Below are 23024 nucleotides of genomic sequence, written 5' to 3'. Positions count from 1 at the left end.
TATATCAATCGGTAAAGTTATAGTCGTAAAACTGTTTCACGCGCACATCATCAGTATCAAAAACCTCTTCAAACGCACCCTGGCGCTGAAACTGTCCATCTAAAAGCATTGCCACCCTGTCGCCAACCGCCTTAGCGCAGGTAAGGTCATGGGTGATGATGATAGATGATGTATTAAAGCGCTCCTGCACGCTGTTAATTAAATTATTTATTTCCATCGATGTGATGGGGTCTAGACCGGCCGTAGGCTCATCATACAGCATTATTTCGGGCCGTAAAATTAAGGTACGGGCTATGCCAATGCGCTTACGCTGACCGCCCGATAGCTCCGCAGGCATTTGATTGATGGTTTGCTTTAAACCAACTGCTTCAAGCACCCGCTCAACCATACTGTCAATTTCCTTACGCTTTAAGTTCTTTTGGTTACGCACCAATGGAAACTCCAGATTTTTGCGCACAGTCATACTGTCATACAACGCACTGTTTTGAAACGAAAAACCTATACGGCGCCTGAGTTCCTGCAAATCGCGGGTGCTTATGCCAACCACTTCGTTGCCCAATACGCTTACCTGCCCGACATCGGCCCTAAGTAGACCTGATATTATTTTAATTAAAACAGACTTACCTGTACCCGAGCGACCTAAAACAACAAGGTTTTCGTTTTTAAACAAGTCGAGATCTATACCGCGAAGCACGTGATAGCTGCCAAAGGATTTTGTTAAACCCTTTATGCTTATCACTTTCTCGTTGTAATCTATGGCGTGGTGTTGCTTTCCCATTTCTTATTTGTTTAGCGGAACCAGCCGGTTATTTGTACAATAATTACTTCCTCAATAAACACCAGGAACATGGCCGTTACCACTGCGGAGTTAGCTGCTTTACCTACACCAGCTGTACCGCTTGATGAGTTCCAGCCCTTATAGCTTCCCACAATACCAATGGTAAAACCAAAGATGGTTGCTTTAGCTAGTGATGAAAAGAAGTCGATATATCCTAAAGGCTGAAAAAACTGCTGAACATAAGTTGTAAAACTGGTACCCTCGTTAACGTAAACGTTCAAATAACCGCCAAGCATGGCAATTAAACCATTATATACCGATAGCAGTGGGATTGCAATTGTAGTGGCAAGCGTACGCATACAAACCAGGTATTTAAATGGATGCGTTCCTGATACTTCCATGGCATCAATTTGCTCAGTTACGCGCATTGAGCCAAGCTCGGCACCAATACTGGAACCTACGCGTCCGGCGCTGATAAGCGCTGTAACCAACGGAGCAAGGGCACGCATAATAGCTATGGAAACCAAAGACGGAATCCATGAAGTTGCACCAAATTGCAGTAACGATGGTCTTGATTGTTTAGTGAATATTAAGCCTACAATGAAACCTGTTACAGTTATAAGCAGTAAGGAGCGTACACCCACTTCCCAGCATTGTTTTATCAGCTCCCTGAATTCATACGGCGGTGCAAACACTTCTTTAAAGAAGCGGAATATGAAGCGAAATACATCATAAACATCAATAAAGAATTGCTTAAATCCTTTAAAAATTGATGGCTCGGCCTTTGGTAGCTCGGCAGATGTGCTGTTTTGTTGATCCATTTAAGAGGCCGTAAAATTACATCATATTTTTAACTAACCTAAAAATTGCCCTAAAGTTATGTTCGGGCAATGTAAAAACTTTTTAAAAACTCCATATTTGATTTAATGTTTTTCAAACTACAAGCCTTTGGTATTTTGCTGATTATGGGTATGTTAAATTTAGCTAAGGCACAAAGCATTATGCCGTCTGACTCACTTGCCACACCCGAAACCAAATACTTGTTTAACAGTATGCAAAAAATGGCTGGCAACGGCGTAATGTTTGGCCATCATGATGATACTGCATACGGTGTAAACTGGAAACTGAAAGACAGCTCTGACGTGAAAAACGTAACGGGCGTCTATCCTGCGGTTTACGGCTGGGACTTGTCGGGAATAGAGCTTGACAGCTTGTGGGACATTAATCAAATTCCTTTTACCACCCAGGCAAGGCTTGTGCGCCAGGCTTACGAACGTGGCGGTATAAACACTTTTTGCTGGCACATGAACAACCCCTTTACCTTAAAAACATCATGGGATACATCAGCTGTTATTTTAAAACAACTTTTACCGGGCGGCACCCATCACGAGGTTTATTTAACCTGGTTAAACCGCGCCGCCAAATATCTTGGCACGTTGCGTGGCTCGGCCGGTGAACCAATACCTTTATTATTAAGGCCGTTTCATGAGCTTACGGGGAATTGGTTTTGGTGGGGTTATGATAATGGTACACCTGATGACTTTGCGCTGCTATGGCAATTTACCGTTAATTATTTGCGTAACGAGAAGCATCTGCATAACCTTATTACGGTTTACTCGGCCGCCGATTTTTACACCGATTGGGAAATGATGGGCCGTTATCCCGGAGATGAATATGTAGATATACTGAGTTTTGACCGCTACCAGCTTGATAGTGCAGATACCTATCAAACCCATATGAAACGGCAGCTTGATATTATGCAGCAGGCGGCAATTGAGCATAAGAAGTTAACAGCAATTGCCGAAACCGGTTACCAGGGTATACCTGATACAACCTGGTGGACAAAGCAACTGTTGCCTTTGCTATCAGAATACAAGCAGCTTTCTTACGTTTTAATTTGGCGCAATAATGGTCCGGAACATTATTATGCACCTTTTCCCGGGCAGGGTAGTGCATCCGATTTTTTAGAGTTTTATAGAAGTGATAGTGTATTGTTTCAGGACAAGCTGACGCCACTTACTGTGTATGGCCCGCAGCACCAGCAGCGGTACAATAAAAATTTGAGACGAAATGATTAAATGTTGATGAGACCATTATTGCTAATGCTGTTTTTTTTGCACACTTTAGGCCGCAATATTAAATCTTGCACAGGTGCAGGTAACATACATCAAACTAAACCAACCCAAACAAACCAGTTATGATCAATATGAAAAACAAAGGCTTTTACGCCGCTATGCTTGCCGCCGGATTACTATCTTTGGCCGCCTGTAATCAATCAACCCAAAAAACAGAAACCAACATGACAGACAGTACCGCTGCAGCGCAGCTTCCTGTGGCCAAAGATTTTGAAAAATCCGTTGACGGAAAAGAAGTAAAATTATTTACGCTTAAAAACAGTAAAGGCGTTGAAGCCGCAATTACCAATTATGGTGGCCGCCTTGTAAGCTTACTTGTGCCCGATAAAAGCGGCAAAATGGTTGACGTTATTGCCGGTCCGGCTGGTCTGGACGGCTTTCAATCAGAAAAACCTAACTTTTTTGGTGCTACCATTGGCCGGTATGGCAACCGCATTGGCGGTGCTAAATTTACTTTAGAAGGTAAAGAGTATAGCCTGCCGGTTAACAACGGACCAAACACCTTACATGGCGGTAAAGATGGTTTCAACGCAAAAGTATGGGACGCAAAGCAAGTTGACGGACAAACCGTTGAGCTTAACTATACTTCTGCCGATGGCGAAGAAGGATTCCCTGGTAACCTAAAAACTACGGTAGTTTTTAAATTAACTGATGATAATGCAGTTGAAATTCACTACACCGCTACCACTGATAAGGCTACCGTTATCAACTTAACCAATCACTCGTTTTTTAACTTGAACGGAGTTGGCAGCGGCGAAATTTTAAAACATACCTTGCAAATAGATGCAGACGGCATTACCGCTGTTGATGATAAGCTTATTCCAACCGGAAAAATTGCACCCGTACAAAACACTCCTTTTGATTTTAGAAAACCTACCGAAATAGGTTCACGCATTGGCGAAGGAGATGAGCAAATTAAAAATGGCGGCGGTTATGATCATAACTTCGTATTAAACAAGCATGATTTAAAAACTGCTATTGCTACGCTACAAGGCGATAAAACCGGCATCGTAATGAAAGTATTTACCGATGAGCCAGGAATTCAGTTTTACAGCGGCAACTTTATGGCCGGTAAAGTTGATTTTAAAGGCGGTGCTAAAGATGAATACCGTACAGCGCTTTGTCTTGAAACTCAGCATTTCCCTGATTCACCAAACAAGCCATCGTTCCCTACAACGGAGCTTAAGCCGGGTCAAACATACAAAACCACTACTATCTACAAGTTTTCGGCTAAGTAGCATTACCCGTAATACCGAATTGAAACGGGCCGCCTGCATTTGCAGGCGGCCCGTTTGCTTTTTAACTGTGAAGAAATGCTTGCTTATACAACGAAATTATCTTTACAAATCATTTCGTATACAGCGCTTTTTGTAGCATATATTGTATCTTAGTAACCAAAATATTGCCATTATTACAGTTGGCGGTTATACAGTTATCAAGGTTGTATATATGCTATTATTTATAAATGCTTTGTTGGTAAAACGTACATTCATGTTTAAATGGTTTGCATTGGTACTTTGCTTGTGCACAACCTTTGCTTACGCTCAGGAAAGCGAAGATGATGGTGAAATAGCTATAAGTGCAGTACCTGCCAGTAAAGACGCTATTTACAGCGCTAACAACAACATCAATTATAAAATAGATCTTAAAAACACGTTCAACACCAGGCAAACAGGCACAGTTGGCTACAGGGTTTTGGCAATGGATGATAAAGAGATCATTCAAAAAAACGAGAACATAAACATTGGCCGTAAAGGCAGCAAAAGCTTAACACTGCGCATTCCTCCGCAGCAGGCCGGGTTTTATAAGGTACAGTTTATGGTCAACTTTCCCGAGTACGATGATACCGTGCGCCGCACCTTTGGAGTTGACCCTGAAAAAATAAAATCGCAACATGCCGCTCCGGCCGATTTTGACAGCTTTTGGGAAAAAACATTAGCTGATTTGGCTAAAGTGAATGGCAATTTCAAGGTAACGGAAATGCCTGATTCGGCTCAGGACAACAGAAGGGTTTTTGCCATTGAGATGAAATCGTTGGGTGATATTACTGTTCGCGGTTGGATGACCATTCCAAACACCACCAATAAACGCAAACGCTTTCCTGTTTTGCTGGGCTTGCCGGGTTATCAGGTAAATTTAAAGCCTATGTTTGGCTCAGATGAAGACCTGGCCATTGTTGTAATAAATGTAAGAGGACAAGGTAACAGCCGCGACCGCATCAGAACCCTGCGCGACGACTATATTTTCACAGGCCTGGAAGATAAGAACCGTTATGTTATGCGCGGCGCTATTATGGATTGCGTGCGCATGGTAGATTTTATTTTTTCGCGCGATGAGCTTGATCATGATAATATAATGGTTTCGGGGGGAAGTATGGGTGGCTTTTTGTCAATTGCCACTGCAGCGCTTGATCACCGTGTTAAGCTATGCTCGGCACAAAATCCAATTTTGTGTGATGTTAAAGCTTTGCCCGGAAAGGTGAACTGGCCTTTACGCGATTTTAACCGCTATGTAAGAGCTAACCGTGGCCTTACGCTTGAAAAGTTGCTTGATAATTTATCATACTTTGATACTAAAAACTTTGCAGCACGTATTAAGTGCCCTACACTGGTAGGCATAGGTTTGCTTGATCACCTTGCCCCGCCTGATAACGAGTACGCAGCCTACAACAATATACCCGGTAAAAAACATATGATAGTTTTCAGAGATCTGGGACATGAAGTTGCCTTGTACTATAAAAATTATGAGGGTAGGTGGATGCGCGATACGTTTGCGTTATTTTAGATCAGTAATACTTGAAAGTTTTGGCTAAAAGAATATTCTTTATCACATCGTTACTGTGTTTGCTGTTTGGTTTTGATGCCTACTGTGGCTGGCCTACGCGCCCGCGCCGCCTTATTTTGTCGCCTTCGTACTCATACTTTACCGCTAATAAAGACTGGGATTCGGTAGGGCGTAAAGTAAGCAGGCCAAACAACGGCACCTTCAGGTCGCACAGCGTAAGCCTGTATGCCGAGTACGGCATTGTACGGCGACTGGCAGCTATAGGCACATTGCCATTTTTAAGCTATAATATTAAAGATGATACCGGCCGTAGCTTTGGCGTATCGGGCTTTGGCGATATGGAGCTTGGATTAAAATACTACCTGGCTAACATAGGCTACAAATACTACTTCACCTTACAGGGAACAGGCATTGTGCCGTTATATAAAACCGAAGGGCTTGGTTTTGCGCAGGGAGGTGGCGAGTTGCGTCTTGGACTTTCGGGCGCAGGCAACATAGGTAAAAGCTTTTACTCGCTAAGCCTTGAAAATGCCGTAAGAAAGTACCTTGGAGATAACGGGCCTATACAAGACCGTTATAGTGCTTCATTTGGTATTACCCTTGATAAAAAGTTTCATGACCAATTATCAGTAAGCGTATCAGGTGTGTTATCAAAAAGTGATTTTACAGCTTTCACCCGTAACATATATACAGCGCGCGATTTTACATTTACCCAGGTCAGCCTAAGTTACGGGCATACTTTCAATAATAGTTTTTCCATATTTTTAACCGGAGGCAGATTTATAACCGGCCGTAACACCACTATAGCCACAAATGCTTCGGTGGCGTTTATTTATAAAATAGACAACTTTTTAGGGCGAAAAATCTATTATTAAAAGCCTTTACATACAGTCATTATTTATTCGGGTTACATTGGTACAAAACATTAAGCCTTCTTTTGGGCTTTATATAAGTATGAATGCCTATCAACAAAAATGGATTAACGTGCTTAACAGCGCCAATATTAAAGACTGGAAAATTAAGCCACTTGATGATGATGCCATTGTTGTAGACTTACCTCAGGGAAGCAGCATGGACACCATTATGGAAAACCTTCCCGACGTGATAGCTACACTTTCCCTGGATATTACTATACCTGGAGAACGACTTAAGTTTATTTTAAGACACAACGGAGAACACCGCGAGTACATACTCAACCCAACAGACGAAGACTTGAATACGTCTAAAAAGTAGTTGTAATTAGATTTTTAAATTGCGGCTACAGCTTTACCTTGGTTGAAATTGCAGTAACAAAAAGACCCATAACGGCAATAAGCACAAAGCTTACCCTGAGGCTGAATATGCCTGCAACAAACCCAATTACCGGCGGGCCTACCAAAAAGCCTATAAAACCTATGGTTGAAACGGCAGCCAAAGCCATACCGGCCGACATGGTTTTTGATTTGCCTGCAACACTATAAACCATTGGAACAACAGAGGAAACACCAAAACCAACCAGCAAGAAACCAAGCATTGCGGTAGGTATCCGAGGAAATATAACTGCAATAAGTAAACCTATTGCTGTAAGCAAGCCGCTTAACTGCAAGGTTTGTTTAAGCCCAAAACGGTGAGCAAACCAATCGGCAATAAAACGCCCCATAGCCATAGTACACATAAATGCAGTATATCCTGCGCCCATCCATCCGTTATGTGCGTTAAGTACCTTTTTAAAATAAATTACGCTCCAATCAAACATAGCACCCTCACAAATGAGTGAGCAAAACGCAATGATGCCGAGTTTAATAAGTGCTCTATCGGGCATGGCAAAGCCTTGACGGGCTTCTGCTGGGCCTTTATCGTCAAGTAAGTAGCGGTAGGTTATTATCAGTGCAATTATTACAATAACCACCATGCCGGTGAAATGGTAAAAGGGATTAATGTTTTTACCAATCATAAATGTACCAATGCCTGCACCGGTAAAACCGGCAAGGCTCCACAAGCCATGAAAAGATGCCATGATAGGCTTTTGATAAATCTTTTCGGTGGCAACAGCCTGCGTATTCACTGCAATATTAACGCTGTTGCTGGCAAAGCCAAAGGCAACCATACAACCCATAAGCATAGGCACACTTATAGCCGCACCAAGCCCAATTAAGGCAACACCGTATGATATGATGCCAACCAAAGCAAGCCTGCGGCTGCCAATACGTGATATAAGCCAACCGGCCGCAGGCAACGAAACAATAAGGCCAACAGGTATACAAAATAGTATAGCACCCAAAGCCGCATCAGAAAGGTTAAGTGTTTGCTGGATTGTTGCAATGCGCGATGCCCAGCTGGCAAATATAAGGCCGGGCAAAAAGAACGCAATGCTAACTGCAGTGCGCAAATAGTGTTTAGGAAAAGGAAGTAAAGCTGCCTGATCGCTCATGTAGTGTATGGATGGATTCGATGCAAAAATACACTTTTGTTAGTGGCCAAGTTGACAACTTGAAGTTTTGTCGTGTAAAAATTACACTTACGTTATGGAACCGTTATCGATATAGCCTGATAAGTATGTGCGCTAAAGTATCCCAACGCTCCGTTGCTAATGTTTGATGGAGGATTTCCGGGTGTGGTTCCTCCACCGGGACCACCGCGGCTTTGCTGGCGTAATGTGAACCAGTAGTTAAAAATATTTTTGTCGATGTTCTGCATTTCAACCTCGGCTACATCACCGCTTTTTAATTCATTGCGCTCGTCGTCATCCTCCGTATCGGGGTAAAGTTCGTTTTTGCTTAAGTTGCCGTCTTTAAGCCGGTCATCGTAAACGTATAAGCGGTTGGTTTGGCGGCCGTTAATTCTTAAAATATAACGGTAATAATTTGGAACGCCTTTAGGGTCGGTGTAGTGTACGGCAACCAGTTTACGTGTGCGGCTGCCAAAGGTAATATCCGTTAATGTAATTGAATCGGCCCTCACCTGCGCAGGCATGGTAGAGCTTGCCGTGTACACATTATTGTCAACATTAACATTCAACGTGTAAGTGCGGCCCGGGCGTCCGAGTATATTTACCGAACGGTATACGCCCGGCGTTTCTTCTGTAAAATTCCAGCTGTTGCCTGCGTTATCTTTAACATTTACTAAAGCGCCTCTTACAGCAGGGTAAACGTTGGGGTTAGTATAATCAACAGACCTGCTTATTTTTATCGTTTGCTGCTGGCGTATATTGGTGATGTTCCCTTCAATAACCAGTTGTGAGGGCGACGTATCGGTTTTTACATCTATAACCTTTTCGCACGATGTAACAGCTACAGCGATAATGAAAAATATAACCAGATAAAAAAGGCTTTTCATTTCGTTAAAATTTAAAGTTCCAGGTAACAGATGGAATTATACCAAATAACGCAGTTTGCACGGCTTCTGTTCGGGTTGGATCATTAGGTACGTCTCTAAAATCAATAGAATATGGGTTTTTGCGGTTTAAAGCATTGTATAACCCAAACGACCAGCTCGACCTGAAACGCTTGCCGGTATCTTTACCTTCTAACGTTGCGCTTAAATCAAGCCTGCCGGTGTAGGGCATTCTGCTTGCGTTGCGCTGGGTGTAAAAAAAAGACGTTACGCCGCCAATTTCATACTTGCCGGCAGGGTAGGTTACGGCATTACCTGTGTTATAAATATAATTACCTGAAAGAGTCCAGCGTTTATTTAGCTTGTAAATACCAACAACAGCCAGGTCATGAGTACGGTCTTGCCGGGCCGGGAAGTAACTGCCATTATTTAAGCCTGCAAATTTCCGTTCGGTACGTGAGAGCGTGTAGCTTATCCAGCCTGTTAATTTACCCGTGCGTTTTTTTGCGTAAAGTTCAAGCCCATATGCGCGGCCGCTTCCAAATAATAGCTGCGATTCAACATCGGCGTTTGCTAACAGTCTTGCAGCATCTTTGTACTCAATCTGGTTTTGCATCCACTTATAATACGTTTCGGCCGAAAACTCATAGGCATTGTCTTTTATGTTTTTAAAGAAACCAAAGGCCACCTGGTCTGCAATTTCGGGGCGGATGTTATTGCTGCTCATTACATACTGATCGGTAGGGGAGCTTGAGCCCGAGTTAGATAGTATATGTATGTTTTGCGTGTTACGGTTGTATGATGCCTTAATGGAGTTACGCTCGTTTATAGTATAGCTTGCCGAAAACCTTGGCTCCAGATTAAAGTAGTTTTGTACAAACTTTCCGCGTTCGTAGGTTTGTGATGTTGCTATGTCGCCGTTAGCAGTATAAGTGCTGAAAGTGCCCGGTCCAAGCAGGCTAAACCAGCTTGCACGCAAGCCATAAAGCAAATTAAGGCGGTTGCTAACGTTGTATTCATCAGAAATGTATGCCGAGCTTTCAAGACCGTAGCGATTTTCAATTGATAGCGGATTAAAGCTGGAAGATGACCCCGGTGCCAAGTCAGAAGGTGCAATGCGGTGATGCGTAGCCTGTGCGCCAAAACGCAAAGTGTGCTTATTGCTAAAATATTGAAAATCCTGCTTAAAATTGAAATCACGTATAAGCGAGGTAGCCCTGAAATTGTTTACCTCGTCGAGTAATTCAACGCTGTAGCTGTATTTGTTATATATAAGTGAGGTGTTTGAGAATAACCGGCTGTTAAAGATGTGATTGTAACGCAGCGTAGCGGTTGTATTACCCCAATCGTTGGTAAAAAGGTCTTTAATGCCTATGTTGTCCTGCCCAAAGTAGCCTGAAAGGTAGATGGTGTTTTTGTCATCAAACTTATAATTTACCTTAGCATTCAGGTCGTAAAAATTCAAAGTATTACCTTTAATATTACTATCCGGAGCGGCCTTTAATATAAGGTCAATATAAGTTCGGCGAGCACTGATCATGAAAGAGCTTTTATCCTTAATGAGCGGCCCTTCCAGCTTTAACCTCGATGAGATAAGACCAAGCCCGCCCTGCATACTGAAATTTTTGCTGTTGCCATCATTCATCTTCACATCAAGCACCGATGATAAACGCCCGCCGTATTGTGATGGCATGCCGCCTTTATACAAATCGGCTGTCTTTATAGCATCAGCATTAAAGGTTGAGAAAAAGCCTAAAAGGTGTGATGAATTGTAAACTGTAGCTTCATCAAGTAAAATGAGGTTTTGATCAGATGCGCCACCACGTACAAAAAAACCGGTATTACCCTCACCGCCCGATTTTACGCCAGGCAACAATTGGATGGTTTTAAGCACGTCTTTTTCACCAAACAAAACGGGGAGATTGTCAAGCAATTTCATATCAAGCTGTTCAACGCCCATTTGCGGGCTGCGCACGTTTTGATCTTTGCGGTCGCGGGCACTTACAACAACTGCTGTAAGTTCGTTTCCGGCCTTCATATCCAAATTGAGGCTGGTGTTTTTTGATAGTTGTATGCTTTTAGTAACCAATTGGTAGCTTACGTAGCTGACATTTACGGTGTAAGTACCCTCGGCAACGGTAAGTGAGTAAAAACCGTAGCCGTTAGTTGCAGTGCCTGCTTTGCCATTGGGTCCATCAATTTTTACGGATGCGCCAATAAGAGTTTCGCCGGTAGCTGCGTCACGAACTGTTCCGCTTATGGTAAATTTCTTTTGTGCAGCTGCGTTAAAGCAACAAAAAAATAATAGTGGCAGCAGGAGATAGATGGTAGATTTATATTGCATGCGTTGAAGTACAGCAGCGCAAAGCTTACATTTTGGTGCTTGATGAATTCAGTTTAAGTGTATTAGGACTGAAACTGCGAATATCCTTTTTTATTGTGATACTTGCGTAAGTTTATTTTAAACAGCACCTGGTAAAACATAAGCTGTTAAAACGCTTTTTACTAAATATATGAGAAGCATAAAGAGAATACATCAGGCAGCTTACTCGCCTATTGCTGATTTGGTAACTTACAGAGCATTGCCAACACAATCAGTTGAATATATAGATCCGTTTTTATTTCTTAATCATCACGGACCACAGGTTTACGCACCCCATAACAATGGCCTGCCATTTGGCCCGCATCCGCATAGGGGAATGGAAACCGTTACCTTTATATTGGAAGGTGATATAGCTCATAAAGATAGCAGCGGACACGAAAGCGTTATTAAAGCAGGCGGCGTTCAATGGATGCGCGCGGGCAGCGGTTTAATTCATGCCGAAGTATCATCAGAAGAATTTGTTGATGAAGGCGGACCACTTGAAATTTTGCAGCTTTGGGTGAATCTTCCGGTACGGCTAAAAATGGCTAAACCCTATTACATCGGTAAACAGCGTGAAGAAATACCGTTACTGCAGTTTGACGAGGGTAAGGTAACGGCTAACCTAATATCGGGTGAATGGCAAAACATCAGGGGTGCTTTTGAATCAGAAACCGGTATTTTTTTAAGTACCATATATTTTAAACCGGGGGCAAAGCTCGAAATTGAAATACCAGATGCACACCAGATATTTTTTTACGTAATAACCGGCGAACTTATTGTTAACGGAACAGCAGTGCGTTCACTGCACCTTGCTGAGTTTAACAATGACGGCAAAAGCCTCGTTATTGAAGCCAAACCCGACAGTGTTTTATTGTTGGGCCATGCCATGCCGTTTAATGAACCGGTAGTGTCGCACGGGCCATTTGTTATGAATACGGAAGAGGAAATTATGCAAGCCTACGATGATTACCGCAGCGGAAAGTTTGGCAGCTGGAACGGTTAATTTGTTACAAGACTTGAACATACACTGTTTTACCTGGTATTCTTTTTTCGAAACTTTTAATTCAAAATTGGGTTTTATTAACTTAAACTTTTATACACTACATTATTTATGAGCTTAAAGCCATCAGTACCTTTAAATAAACAAACTGTTGTAATAACCGGTGCTACAAGCGGCATTGGCAGGGCAACTGCCCTTGAGTTTGCACGCCATGGAGCAAAACTGGTACTGGCTGCCCGCCAAAAAGATGTGTTGGATGAAATGGTAAACATTTGCGACCGGCTTGGTGGCAAGGCGATAGCAGTTGTGACTGATGTGACTGACGCACAAGCTATGGTGCAGTTAGCTAAAGATGCCTGTTTGTTTGGCGGAAGCCTGGATGTTTGGGTAAACGTTGCGGGTATAGGTGCACTGGGAGAATTCACCACCATACCTATTGAAGTACATGAACAAATTATACGAACCAATTTAATGGGTTATATAAACGGAGCTCATGCAGCGTTGCCTCATTTTAAAAAACAAAAGAGGGGAGTGCTTATTAATTTGAACTCGGTAGGCGGGTTTGTTGCCTTTCCATACTCGGTATCTTACACTGCCAGCAAATTTGGATTACGTGGGTATTCGGAGGCCTTACGTGCCGAATTACAAGATTGCCCGCGCATACATATATGTGATGTATTCCCTGGTTTTGTTGATACTCCCGGGCCAAGCCATGCCGCTAATTACACCGGAAAAGTGTTGAAACCGGCACCGCCTGTTGTGCCAACTTATAAAGTTGCTCACACGGTTGTATCATTGGCGCGTAATCCAAAAGATTCGGTAACGTTAGGTAGCGCAGCTTACTTTGCACGCTTTGGGCAATGGCTGTCACCAAAACTAACACGTTTCAGTTCGGCCAAGTTCATGCAGCTATATCTTAAAAAAGCCGAACCTGCACCCGTTACCAATGGCAGTATTTTTACGCCGACAGGTGCTGATAACCAAATTTCAGGTGGGTATACATCTAAAAAGGTAAGCAGCAAAAAACTGGGTAAATATGCAGGCGTAGCCGGTGTAATAGCCGGTGCATTGTATGTTATTAAAAAGCTGCGCTAATCAGGCAGCTTTAAATAGCAAAGCCACCTCTTTTAGCTGTGGTTCATCAATAAGTGCAGGATTGTTAAACTGTTGCAATATAAGCTGCCGCGAAAAGTTAATGTGTCCGTTTGTGGTTTTTACCATTACACCAAACTCGTGTGGTATATGGTCTTTGTAGGCGCCTATGGATGCATTGAAATCGGCAAGGCGTATAAGTAATTCAACAATAGCGTATGTAGGGAGCGTGTCTTTTGACATGCGGCAAATTTACTTTAACAATTCTATAATCTAATATTAACATTTTGTTAATCACTCGGCCGCGTATTAAGTGGTATACTTAAAAAAATATTAAATTTTGTTGAAGTTTGGCGTATATTGCATAGCCAATAATGTACTATGAGCAGCGTATTAAGTAAATTCCTTCCTGATAATGATCAATTGTTTTTTGGTTTGTTTGACAGCGCTGCTGCCAACTGTGCTACCATGGCAAAACTGTTAAATGAAGCAGTACAAGGTAAATGGGAGCCCGAACAAAAAACTGAGTTTGCTCAAATAAGCCGTCTTAAAACACATTCGGCCGAAATCAAGCGTCAGGTATATTACACGGCCGGTAAGGCGCTGGTATCACCTTTTGAACGTACAGATATTTATGACCTGGCATCGGCTATTAGCGCTGCATCTGATTATGTAGATTCATCGGCGAGGCGTATTAACCTATACTCGTTAAGCAGCATAACGCCGCCTATGCTTGAATTATGCGGTATTATTAATGAAGCTGCACAACAGGCCCAACTATGTTTAAAGGCACTTCGGAACTTATCCGACCGCGAAGCCATTACAACGTTATGTACCCGTATTAAGCAACTGGAGCACGATGCAGATGATGTGTACGACAGGGGTTTTGCTCAGCTAAACGCGCATGAAACCGACTCAATTCAACTCATCAAGCATAGCGAAATTCTGGGTGCACTTGAACGCACAACAGATAAGTTTGAGGATATTGCCTTTGTTGTAGAGAGCATTTTGGTAAAAAACAGTTAATCTATTACATCCTGCTTAGTATTTATCTATTCAGCATATCTTCTTTTTTTAAATAGGCCATGGTTAAAATAATCATCCGGTTATAAGTATGGATGCCTTCAGGCTGGTTATTAAGCTTAAGGAAGTTATCGTAAAATAATCCACTGATTGCATTTAGCTTTGATTCGTATTTATCCCAATACCTGTTATCTGCTTTAAGATCCTGTTTAACACTAGGAGATAACCTGACTTTCAACTGTTTGAATCCTACACTGTCTCGCCTGTAAATATTATGCATAAACTCCTGCATAGCCATATAGTAACCCGAATATTTCAGCAAGGCATGGGGTGATTGTTTTGCCGCTAAAAATCCTACAAAGTTAGCCTCATCCTCGCGTGCAAAACCAATTTGGTGCGCCAGCTCATGGCATGAGGTAAACGGGCGGTTAGTTTTAGGCATGCTGTAATTTACCTGCGCTTCCCCGGTAAGTGGATTGAAATACCCCGCTGTACTAAAGTAATTTATAAGCGGTGTAAACAACGCAGGCTTAACAGACGGGTAATGACTTTCGAAATTTTTGTTTGTGAAAGCCAACTCTTTTATTGCATTCACCGCCTGGTTATACACTTGTGTATTGGTTACCGATAAATCTTTTACAGTAAGCCTTGCTCTTGTTGCGTTCGTGCTATCTATAAGTAAAGCGGTTGCGGCCTTAAGTTCGGTTAATGTGTAAACGCTGTCTGTTAAATTCAAAATTTGAGCAGCAGGTGGGCGCGAATAATTCAATCCCCAAAATAAGTAAAAGACTACAGCGAACGTTTGTAAACCTATAATAAGCCTTAATGAACCACCTTTTAAAGCCGAATAATTTTTAAGGAGTAAATACTTAACAATACTGATGATGGAATATGCTAATGCTGCAATTAAAAGCATATATAAAAGGTCGCCTATGCTTACGGGAAGCCAACCAAATACCAGGTGCAATACAAGGCTTATACCCTGATAAAAACCGTTAGTGTAATACGATTCTACAAAATAAGGGTAGCAGCCTGCTATAAACAGCAGGAACAACGCAGCCGTCAGGCCGGTTATAATAAAAAGTACGTTGTGATTTTTTTTGGAATTGCCCGCTGAGCTAAACATGGTGCAAAATAATGTTGCACCATTTGAATAGCAAATCAACCAGCAAAATATGTAGGTGTTTATTAATCCTCGTTTTCTTTAACTTCTTCCCAATAAACGGTATTCAAAAAAACGCCGTTTTTGCTGGCTACGTCGGCCTTTACTGCTTCTAGCTTTTCTTTGCGCTGCTCATCACTTAGGCCGGCATCTAACGAGTAGTAGAAAATTACGTTGTCTGTTCGGCTATTAATAAACTTATAATGTTTTACAGGCGTTTCCATAGTACTTAAGTTATATGGTTTATATCAAAGGCAAATACATGGGTATAACAAACTAAATCGAAAGGAGTTCTGATTGCTTAGCGCATTCTTAAACATTTCTAACTTTTACAAGTTCATATGTTTAAGATGCTATTATTGATACTTTATTAACGGAGCCACTCGTGTATTATTTTAATTGTAACTTTTAGCTTAAGTTTGCGTTTTAATTTGGATGATAACACGCCCGCGCAGATGGAAGTTTTTGTGGCCGGTGCTAATTTTAGCGCTCGAACTGGCAGCCTATGCGCAAAACAGAAAAGACGATAAAAATTACGTTGCCGGTAAACTAAAAAGCGAGCTTAACAATGAAACCTCGGGCATTGCCGCTTCATCAAAACATCAGAACATATTTTATATACATAATGATAGCGGCGATGAAGGGCGATTTTTTGCTATAAGCCCTGATGGAGCGCTCATGGGAATATTCAAATACTCAGCAGATGATGCGCCCGGCTACGGTGTGCGCGATTGTGAAGATATTGCCGTTGGACCAGGGCCTGATTCAACAAAAAGTTATGTTTACGTTGGTGACATAGGCGATAACGGCGAAAATTACCCAAACATAAATATTTACCGTGCCGAAGAGCCTGACCTTTACTCAAAGGCCGACAGCACCGTGCGAGTAAAGCATGCCAATTTAACGTTAAAATACCCGGATGGACCTCATGATGCCGAAACACTGATGATTGATCCGCTGGAAAAGCTACTTTACATAGTTACCAAGCGTCATAAATCAGTAAGCGTGTATACGGCTCCTTTACTATTCAATAATAATGATACGGTAACTTTAACCAAACGTGCCGACCTGCACTTTAGAGGTTTGCAGCCTTTTAAATGGATTGTTAGCGGTGATATATCAAAAGATGCTAAACAGGTAGTTTTAAAAAGTTATAGCCGTATTTACTATTGGAAAAGAGAGGGCAACGAACCCATATGGCAAACACTGCAGCGCAAGCCACAACAGCCTGCCTATGAGCAGGAGCGTTTGGGTGAAGCCATAGGTTTTGCCGCAAACGGACGCAGCTATTATACCGTAAGTGAAGGTATGAAGCAGCCTATATTCCATTATGCAGTTCCCAAAAAGTAATTAAGCTGTCATTCAATCGTAATACCTACGGGTAGTGCAGCTAAGCATATATAATGCTTACTACATTTGGCTTTATTGTTATTGCTATGAAAATAAAAATATGGTCGGATGTAATGTGTCCGTTCTGCTACATTGGCAAACGGCGGTTTGAGCAAGCCTTAAACGCTTTTGAGTTTAAAGACGATGTGCAAATTGAATGGAAGAGCTTTCAGCTTAATCCAGCTCTTGAAACCAACCCTAATATCAGTATACACCAGTACCTTGCCGATGCCAAAGGCTGGACAATAGATTACGCAAAGCAAGTTGGCCAGCAAGTAACCGAAATGGCCGACCAGGTTGGCTTAAGTTATAATTTTGATAATGCAGTTGTTGCTAACAGTTTTAATGCCCACCGCTTTACTCACCTGGCAAAAAAATACAATAAGAGCGATGCGGCTGAAGAGCAGCTATTCAATGCTTACTTTACTGGCGGTCAAAATATTGATGATGATGATACACTGGCATCTTTGGGTGAAGCCATTGGTATTGACAGCGAAGAGGTAAAAGCTATGCTTAACAGTGATGCTTACAAGCACGATGTTAGCATTGATATAGATGAAGCGGCACAGCTTGGCATAAGAGGAGTGCCGTTTTTCGTAGTGAATGACCGCTATGCTGTATCAGGAGCACAGGCAACGGAAGTTTTCTTAAACACACTAATAAGCGCGTATGCTGAGTATCAACAGCCCGGTTATACCAATAACGGTGACGAGGGTGCAAGTTGCGATACTGATGGTAACTGCTGATAATTTATTATAAAAAAGAAAGGGGATGCGGTAGCATCCCCTTTCTTTTTTTATGACGTTTAAGCTTAAGCTACACTTACCTCAGGTTCGGTAGCATCAAGTGTTTTAGCTTTAGGAGCCGCTATTTTGCCGCGGTTAATGCGGGCTGTACGTGAAAACACAGATAGTTCGCGGTCAAATAAAAATTCAAACAGTAAGCGGGTGTACGATGTATGGTAACCTAAATCCTCGTAATGCTTGCCTGCAATTGCCTTAACTTTTGGAAGATTGTTCCATGGAATTGAAGGAAAATCATGGTGCTCGTTATGAAAGCCAACGTTAAGGTTTGGCCCGTTCAGCCTGCCGTAATAACTTTTTGTTTCCTGTTCGCCGTGTGTTAAGAAATGCTCCTGAACCCAACGTGCACCCAGCGGATGCAAGCCAACCGAGAAGAAGAAACTTAAAACAAGATACAATACAGCTTTCCAGCCTAAAAAGTAAATCACTGCACCGGTAAAGGCAATTTGTACCAACCAGTTAACTGCAGTCCAGCCGTCAACTAAGTTAATTTCTTTTAAACGGAATGGACGTAAAGCTTGGAAAATAGGGTAGAACAGCAACCATATTGCTTTACCAAAAGTTGAATTATTAATAAGTTTAGCTTCCCAGCGAAAAGGCATGTCCGCATCTAAAGCTTCAACGCCCTGAAATGAGTGATGCTTTAAGTGATATTTTTGGAACGATACAGAGCTTGGCAGCAATGTAGGCAAATTGGCAAAGATGCCTGCCCATGTATTAGCAGTCTTATTTTTAAAAATTAAGTTGTGGGCACATTCATGAATGCACACAAACAGGGTATGACAGGCAAAGGCACCTATGCAATAAGCAGCCAGTGCAATCCAGTACCATGCTGCATCTTTAAGAAAATAAGCAGCGGCAATTTGTACCCCAACACAAAGTGATATAACTAAAAAAGTATACGGATTACGACCTATAAGGGTGCGCAATTCCGGATGTTCTTTAATAATGGTCTTCGTCCTGTGTTTGTGCGGTTCGCTCTCATCAGACCATCTAAAACTTTTTTTCTTCATACTTAATGTGGTAACTTAATTTATGTTTGTAAAGATAATAAAGGTAAATAAATTTAAGATTTGCTAAAAATTTATATTTATAAAGTCGCTGATAAGTAAAAAGCCCCATCACCGAGTCTATAACGTTGGGTGTGAGGCTTAATTGCACAAATATTAAGAATTAATTAAGATTCGATGTCAATTGGCTGGGCATTGTACGTCGGTGCATTTTCTTTTTCGTCAATCCAGCTTGATACGGTTTGTAAAACCTCTTCCCAACCAGGTTCATTGCAAATGAAATGACTACGGTTTGCAAACGTTTTATGGTCAGTAAAACTAATTTCATCTGTGTAAGCTTTTGCGTTTTTTTCGCATAGCTCGTAAGGGATAATCTGATCTTCTTCACCAGCAATAAACAGCATAGGCACGTGCGGTAAATCAAGGTCAACTTTACCATCTTCGCCCAAGCAATCGCGTAGTACGTTGCGGCTATCATTGGTGGCTGTATCTTGCCATGCCTGCTTAGCAGCCTCTTCGCTCATGGTATTGGCGAATGAGCCATGAAAGCTTTCTGCATCCATTATAAATGCATCATCGCCTTTGAGTGGGTTTGTTATAAGCGCGCTGTTTTTTACAAAGCCCCAATCAAATGATATCATTGCATTGGGTGCTACTGTACTTACCGGTACTCCAAGTTTAGCTAAACCCTCGTTAACAAGTATTTGAGTAATAAGGCCACCTACAGAGTGGCCAATAATTATTGGCTTTTCAGTTTGTGCGGCGGCAAGCTGGCGGTATTTGTCAGTAATTGTTGCTAAACGTAACTCGCCCAAGCCGTTTGGTACGTTTGCTCTAAGCTCAGCAGGTTCGCCTTCATGTAGCGGCCATGATTCTGCTATGCAATTGTACCCTTTAGCGGTAAAATGTTCAACCCAATTATTCCAGCTTTTAGCGTTCTGAAACATGCCGTGTATAAAAATGATAGTGCCTTTCATAAGTAAATTAATTTTTGAATAAATTTTTGTATTAAAAGTTACAGTTGGGCGTTAATATTGTTGCTTTATAAGCTACAATGCATAGTTGTAAAGGGGTCATAGTATCCTTGAAGTTGCATAACTGAGCAGTGTAAAGGCAAAAACCACTTAGTTGAGTTATTGAGGAACTTACTTATTGCACCCTGTAAATCAGATACCTCGTGCTTTTGAAAACAAAAAGGTAAAAGAATACTTTCATTAAAGGATTTTACAATGAGGTGGTTTGGTTTGATATACACATCGAAACGTTGTTCAATATCATATTAATTGTAAATTTTATGATTAAAAATCGTAATATCACGCCGTTTTTATCACGTACATTGTAAATTGCGCACGCATTTGTACCGTCCGAAAATCGAAAATGACTAACACCGAATATACCCAGAAACCCGTAACTGATGTTGTGCTGATTGGAGCCGGAATTATGAGCGCCACTTTAGGCCTCATGTTAAAACAGCTTCAACCTGATCTTACAATTGAGATATTTGAACGCCTGGATGTAATGGCTGCCGAAAGTTCGGATGCTATGAACAATGCAGGTACCGGCCACTCTGCCTTTTGCGAGCTAAATTATACCCCGCAGCTTGGCGATGGTACAGTTGATATATCAAAAGCTATTAAAATTGCGGAGCAGTTTGAGGTTTCAAAGGAGTTTTGGTCGTTTTTAATTGAAAACAAGATCATCGATTCGCCCAAGTCATTTATATCGGCCGTGCCGCATATGAGCTTTGTTTGGGGCGAAGAGAATGTAACCTATTTGCGCAAGCGTTATGAGGCATTAGTAAAACATCACTTTTTTGCCGATATGGCTTACTCAGAAGATGCTGCTCAACTGCAAAACTGGATGCCGTTAGTAATGGAAGGCCGCAATGCTGATGAAAAAGTGTCTGCAAACCGCATGGACCTGGGTACCGACGTTAATTTTGGCGCGTTAACCAATAGCCTTTTCAACTATCTTAAGCAGCAGCCCGGGGTAAACCTTCACCTGCAGCACGAAGTGCGTGACTTAAAGCGCGACAAAGACGGATCATGGCGCGTGCGTGTAAAAGATACAGCCAGTGGCAACAAAGTAAAATTGAAAGCCAGGTTTGTATTTGTTGGTGCCGGTGGCGGAGCTTTACATTTGCTTCAAAAATCTGATATTCCTGAAAGCCGTGGTTTCGGTGGGTTCCCGGTGAGCGGGCAATGGCTGGTTTGTAATAACCCCGATGTTATTGAACGCCACCAGGCTAAAGTATACGGCAAGGCATCGGTAGGTTCGCCGCCAATGTCGGTACCGCATTTGGATACCCGTATGATTAATGGCAAAAAAGCTTTACTGTTTGGCCCTTACGCAGGCTTTTCAACCCGTTTTCTAAAGAATGGCTCATTAACTGATTTGTTTACCTCTATCAATGCCGGTAATATCTTCCCGATGATGAAAGCCGGTATCGACAATATTCCGTTAACAAAATACCTTATTAGCCAGGTAACGCAATCGGCAGACGATCGTCTGGCAGCGTTAAAGGATTACTTCCCTAACGCTAAATCCGAAGACTGGCAGTTGGACATTGCCGGACAACGTGTACAGGTTATTAAAAAAGACCCTAAGCGTGGCGGCGTTCTTGAATTCGGTACCGAAGTGGTGGCAGCAGCTGATGGCAGTATTGCCGCCTTATTGGGAGCATCGCCGGGAGCGTCAACCTCCGTGTCAATTATGGTGCAGTTGATTGAGCGTTGCTTTAAAGGCCAGGCGCAATCGGCCGAGTGGCAAGCCAAATTAAAAGGCATGATACCGTCATACGGTCAGTCTATGGCTAAAAATGCACAGCTTGCTAACGAGACAAGAGAACGTACTACAAAGGTGTTAGAATTGTAAGCACCACTTTTTTTTAAAAAGGTGAATGAAAATATAAAAGGCAATGTCATCCTATTAGTAGGGTGACATTTTTTGTTGAAACTTGCCGGACACTGGCATTTCGAAGATATACGCTATCACGATGTTACGCTGAACTTGTTTTAGCACCCCATATCCTTAACTATGGAACAGCCAAGCATGAACCTTATTATCTGGTGACGTTCCGAACTAAATTCGATATAACAGGGCGCTGCAACTACCTGGCTCTTGTCTATTGCCGCTATTCAGCCTCTTAATGCTCTACAAAACTACCCTTGTGCCTGTCTTTCTGGAAGCTATAATACAGATAAAACAACGACGGCAGTATAAATAAACTGCCAATGATAAGCGCCCAGGCTAAGGCAGTCATTGTAGCTGCTGGTGCCTGATGTTCAAATAGCGAGAGGTGTTGCCCGTTGCTTAAAATCACAAAGTTGGGGAAGTGAGCATAGCTAACCGCCAATAAAATCATACTTGCCTGAAAGCCTGCCAAAATACGCGGAACTACAGTTTTGCCTTTGTTTATTAGCAGCCATAATACCAACAAAGAAATTGATGCAGCAATTACAGCTGTTGCCCCAACCGGGTTGCCAAATATCCATTGCATGAGTGGTATACTTTCAACAAGTGACGCTATGAATACCAATGCGCCGCAAAATACGGCAATAACATTCCATTGCTTGGCTTTGCGTATAAAGCTGTTCCTGTCATCGCCCGAGGGGGCTTCGCCAATTAAATATACTGATGCAAGGAAGCCGCATAAGGCAACGGTAAATAGCCCAATGGTGAATGAAAACCAGTTAAACCAGGGCCAAACATAAGCTGTTAAAAAATCGTTGGTGTCGGGGTTGATTTTTCCTGCTATAACACCGCCGGCAATCATTCCTAAAAACAAAGGTGTTATAAAGCTCGAAATCAGGAAAATGCGGTTGTAAACGCGTTGCATGTTATCAATTACGGCGTCATAATTTCTAAATACAAAAGCCGTACCGCGCGCTGTAATGCCCAGCAGCATAGCCACCAGCGGAATATGCAGGTAAACAGACATGGTACTATAAATAACCGGGAAGCCAACAAAAAGTATAACTACAGCAATAATAAGCCACATATGGTTGGCCTCCCAAATAGGGCCTATGGCGTGGTAGGCAGTATTACGTGTGCGATAGCGATGCCGTTTTGAGGTAAAAAGCTCAATGATACCTGCGCCAAAATCAGCACCTCCCAAAACAAGATAAAGTAGTATTGAAAGCCATAAAAAACCAATGATAATGTACTCCAT

General features: G+C 42.2%; 22 protein-coding genes. 11 read left to right on the top strand and 11 right to left on the bottom strand.

Features of this window, described 5'->3' with window-relative positions:
• Positions 1-4: 4 nt before the first annotated feature.
• Entirely contained in the window at positions 5-778 is a 774-nt protein-coding gene (locus GO816_RS01120) for an ABC transporter ATP-binding protein (RefSeq protein ID WP_157539513.1), read from the bottom strand.
• Positions 779-789: 11 nt separating this feature from the next.
• A complete protein-coding gene (locus GO816_RS01115; protein WP_157539512.1) occupies positions 790-1599 on the bottom strand; it encodes an MlaE family ABC transporter permease in 810 nt (269 codons plus the stop codon).
• Positions 1600-1704: 105 nt separating this feature from the next.
• On the opposite strand from GO816_RS01115, the gene GO816_RS01110 reads away from it, so the two are divergent.
• The 5 genes from GO816_RS01110 (at position 1705) to GO816_RS01090 (ending at position 6930) form a co-directional block, all read left to right on the top strand.
• Positions 1705-2856, top strand: a complete 1152-nt coding sequence (locus GO816_RS01110; protein WP_157539511.1) for a glycoside hydrolase family 26 protein — start codon at positions 1705-1707, stop codon at positions 2854-2856.
• 119 nt (positions 2857-2975) lie between these two features.
• On the top strand, positions 2976-4151 hold the full coding sequence (locus GO816_RS01105; protein WP_232336459.1) for an aldose epimerase family protein: 1176 nt from the start codon (positions 2976-2978) through the stop codon (positions 4149-4151).
• A 253-nt stretch (positions 4152-4404) separates the two neighbouring features.
• On the top strand, positions 4405-5697 hold the full coding sequence (locus GO816_RS01100) for an acetylxylan esterase (RefSeq protein WP_198171390.1): 1293 nt from the start codon (positions 4405-4407) through the stop codon (positions 5695-5697).
• 20 nt (positions 5698-5717) lie between these two features.
• Positions 5718-6572, top strand: a complete 855-nt coding sequence (locus GO816_RS01095) for a hypothetical protein (RefSeq protein ID WP_157539509.1) — start codon at positions 5718-5720, stop codon at positions 6570-6572.
• A 79-nt stretch (positions 6573-6651) separates the two neighbouring features.
• A complete protein-coding gene (locus GO816_RS01090; RefSeq protein ID WP_157539508.1) occupies positions 6652-6930 on the top strand; it encodes a hypothetical protein in 279 nt (92 codons plus the stop codon).
• A gap of 25 nt (positions 6931-6955) precedes the next feature.
• On the opposite strand, the gene GO816_RS01085 is transcribed toward GO816_RS01090, so the two are convergent.
• The 3 genes from GO816_RS01085 to GO816_RS01075 all read right to left on the bottom strand — a co-directional run bounded on the left by GO816_RS01085 (position 6956) and on the right by GO816_RS01075 (position 11353).
• Positions 6956-8107 (bottom strand): MFS transporter, encoded by a 1152-nt coding sequence (locus tag GO816_RS01085; protein WP_157539507.1) that lies wholly within the window; start codon positions 8105-8107, stop codon positions 6956-6958.
• 92 nt (positions 8108-8199) lie between these two features.
• The gene (locus GO816_RS01080) at positions 8200-9012 is read right to left on the bottom strand and encodes a DUF4249 domain-containing protein (RefSeq protein WP_157539506.1); all 813 of its coding nucleotides are present in this window, start codon (positions 9010-9012) and stop codon (positions 8200-8202) included.
• A gap of 4 nt (positions 9013-9016) precedes the next feature.
• Positions 9017-11353 carry a TonB-dependent receptor gene (locus GO816_RS01075; RefSeq protein WP_157539505.1) on the bottom strand — a complete coding sequence of 779 codons (2337 nt, stop codon included), beginning with the start codon at positions 11351-11353 and terminating at the stop codon, positions 9017-9019.
• Positions 11354-11522: 169 nt separating this feature from the next.
• On the opposite strand from GO816_RS01075, the gene GO816_RS01070 reads away from it, so the two are divergent.
• Together GO816_RS01070 and GO816_RS01065 are read left to right on the top strand one after the other, a co-directional pair.
• On the top strand, positions 11523-12377 hold the full coding sequence (locus tag GO816_RS01070) for a pirin family protein (RefSeq protein WP_157539504.1): 855 nt from the start codon (positions 11523-11525) through the stop codon (positions 12375-12377).
• A gap of 108 nt (positions 12378-12485) precedes the next feature.
• Complete coding sequence (locus tag GO816_RS01065) at positions 12486-13469, top strand: SDR family oxidoreductase (protein ID WP_157539503.1); 984 nt, start codon at positions 12486-12488, stop codon at positions 13467-13469.
• On the opposite strand, the gene GO816_RS01060 is transcribed toward GO816_RS01065, so the two are convergent.
• Positions 13470-13709 carry a hypothetical protein gene (locus tag GO816_RS01060; RefSeq protein WP_157539502.1) on the bottom strand — a complete coding sequence of 80 codons (240 nt, stop codon included), beginning with the start codon at positions 13707-13709 and terminating at the stop codon, positions 13470-13472.
• A gap of 138 nt (positions 13710-13847) precedes the next feature.
• Here GO816_RS01060 and GO816_RS01055 point away from each other — a divergent pair, with 138 nt between their 5' ends.
• Positions 13848-14492: a DUF47 domain-containing protein gene (locus tag GO816_RS01055; protein ID WP_157539501.1), complete on the top strand. Its 645-nt coding sequence runs from the start codon at positions 13848-13850 to the stop codon at positions 14490-14492.
• Positions 14493-14514: 22 nt separating this feature from the next.
• Here the strand turns inward: GO816_RS01055 and GO816_RS01050 are convergent, their stop codons facing one another.
• Both GO816_RS01050 and GO816_RS01045 read right to left on the bottom strand, forming a co-directional pair.
• Positions 14515-15615 (bottom strand): DUF3810 domain-containing protein, encoded by a 1101-nt coding sequence (locus tag GO816_RS01050; RefSeq protein ID WP_157539500.1) that lies wholly within the window; start codon positions 15613-15615, stop codon positions 14515-14517.
• 62 nt (positions 15616-15677) lie between these two features.
• Positions 15678-15875 carry a hypothetical protein gene (locus tag GO816_RS01045; RefSeq protein ID WP_157539499.1) on the bottom strand — a complete coding sequence of 66 codons (198 nt, stop codon included), beginning with the start codon at positions 15873-15875 and terminating at the stop codon, positions 15678-15680.
• Positions 15876-16086: 211 nt separating this feature from the next.
• Here GO816_RS01045 and GO816_RS01040 point away from each other — a divergent pair, with 211 nt between their 5' ends.
• Together GO816_RS01040 and GO816_RS01035 are read left to right on the top strand one after the other, a co-directional pair.
• Entirely contained in the window at positions 16087-17001 is a 915-nt protein-coding gene (locus GO816_RS01040) for a hypothetical protein (RefSeq protein ID WP_157539498.1), read from the top strand.
• Between the two features lie 53 nt (positions 17002-17054).
• The gene (locus GO816_RS01035) at positions 17055-17786 is read left to right on the top strand and encodes a DsbA family oxidoreductase (RefSeq protein WP_198171389.1); all 732 of its coding nucleotides are present in this window, start codon (positions 17055-17057) and stop codon (positions 17784-17786) included.
• Between the two features lie 65 nt (positions 17787-17851).
• On the opposite strand, the gene GO816_RS01030 is transcribed toward GO816_RS01035, so the two are convergent.
• Both GO816_RS01030 and GO816_RS01025 read right to left on the bottom strand, forming a co-directional pair.
• Positions 17852-18856: a fatty acid desaturase gene (locus GO816_RS01030; protein WP_157539496.1), complete on the bottom strand. Its 1005-nt coding sequence runs from the start codon at positions 18854-18856 to the stop codon at positions 17852-17854.
• Between the two features lie 164 nt (positions 18857-19020).
• A complete protein-coding gene (locus GO816_RS01025; RefSeq protein ID WP_157539495.1) occupies positions 19021-19830 on the bottom strand; it encodes an alpha/beta hydrolase in 810 nt (269 codons plus the stop codon).
• A 376-nt stretch (positions 19831-20206) separates the two neighbouring features.
• Between GO816_RS01025 and GO816_RS01020 the strand changes: the two genes are divergently transcribed.
• Positions 20207-21727 carry a malate:quinone oxidoreductase gene (locus GO816_RS01020; RefSeq protein WP_317163582.1) on the top strand — a complete coding sequence of 507 codons (1521 nt, stop codon included), beginning with the start codon at positions 20207-20209 and terminating at the stop codon, positions 21725-21727.
• Between the two features lie 271 nt (positions 21728-21998).
• Here GO816_RS01020 and GO816_RS01015 read toward each other — a convergent pair whose 3' ends face one another.
• A complete protein-coding gene (locus tag GO816_RS01015; RefSeq protein ID WP_157539493.1) occupies positions 21999-23024 on the bottom strand; it encodes a cytochrome d ubiquinol oxidase subunit II in 1026 nt (341 codons plus the stop codon).

The organism is Mucilaginibacter aquatilis (assembly GCF_009755275.1).
Lineage (GTDB): Bacteria > Bacteroidota > Bacteroidia > Sphingobacteriales > Sphingobacteriaceae > Mucilaginibacter > Mucilaginibacter aquatilis.
Note: the sequence above shows the minus strand (reverse complement) of the source record. Positions and strands in the feature narration are given on the sequence as shown.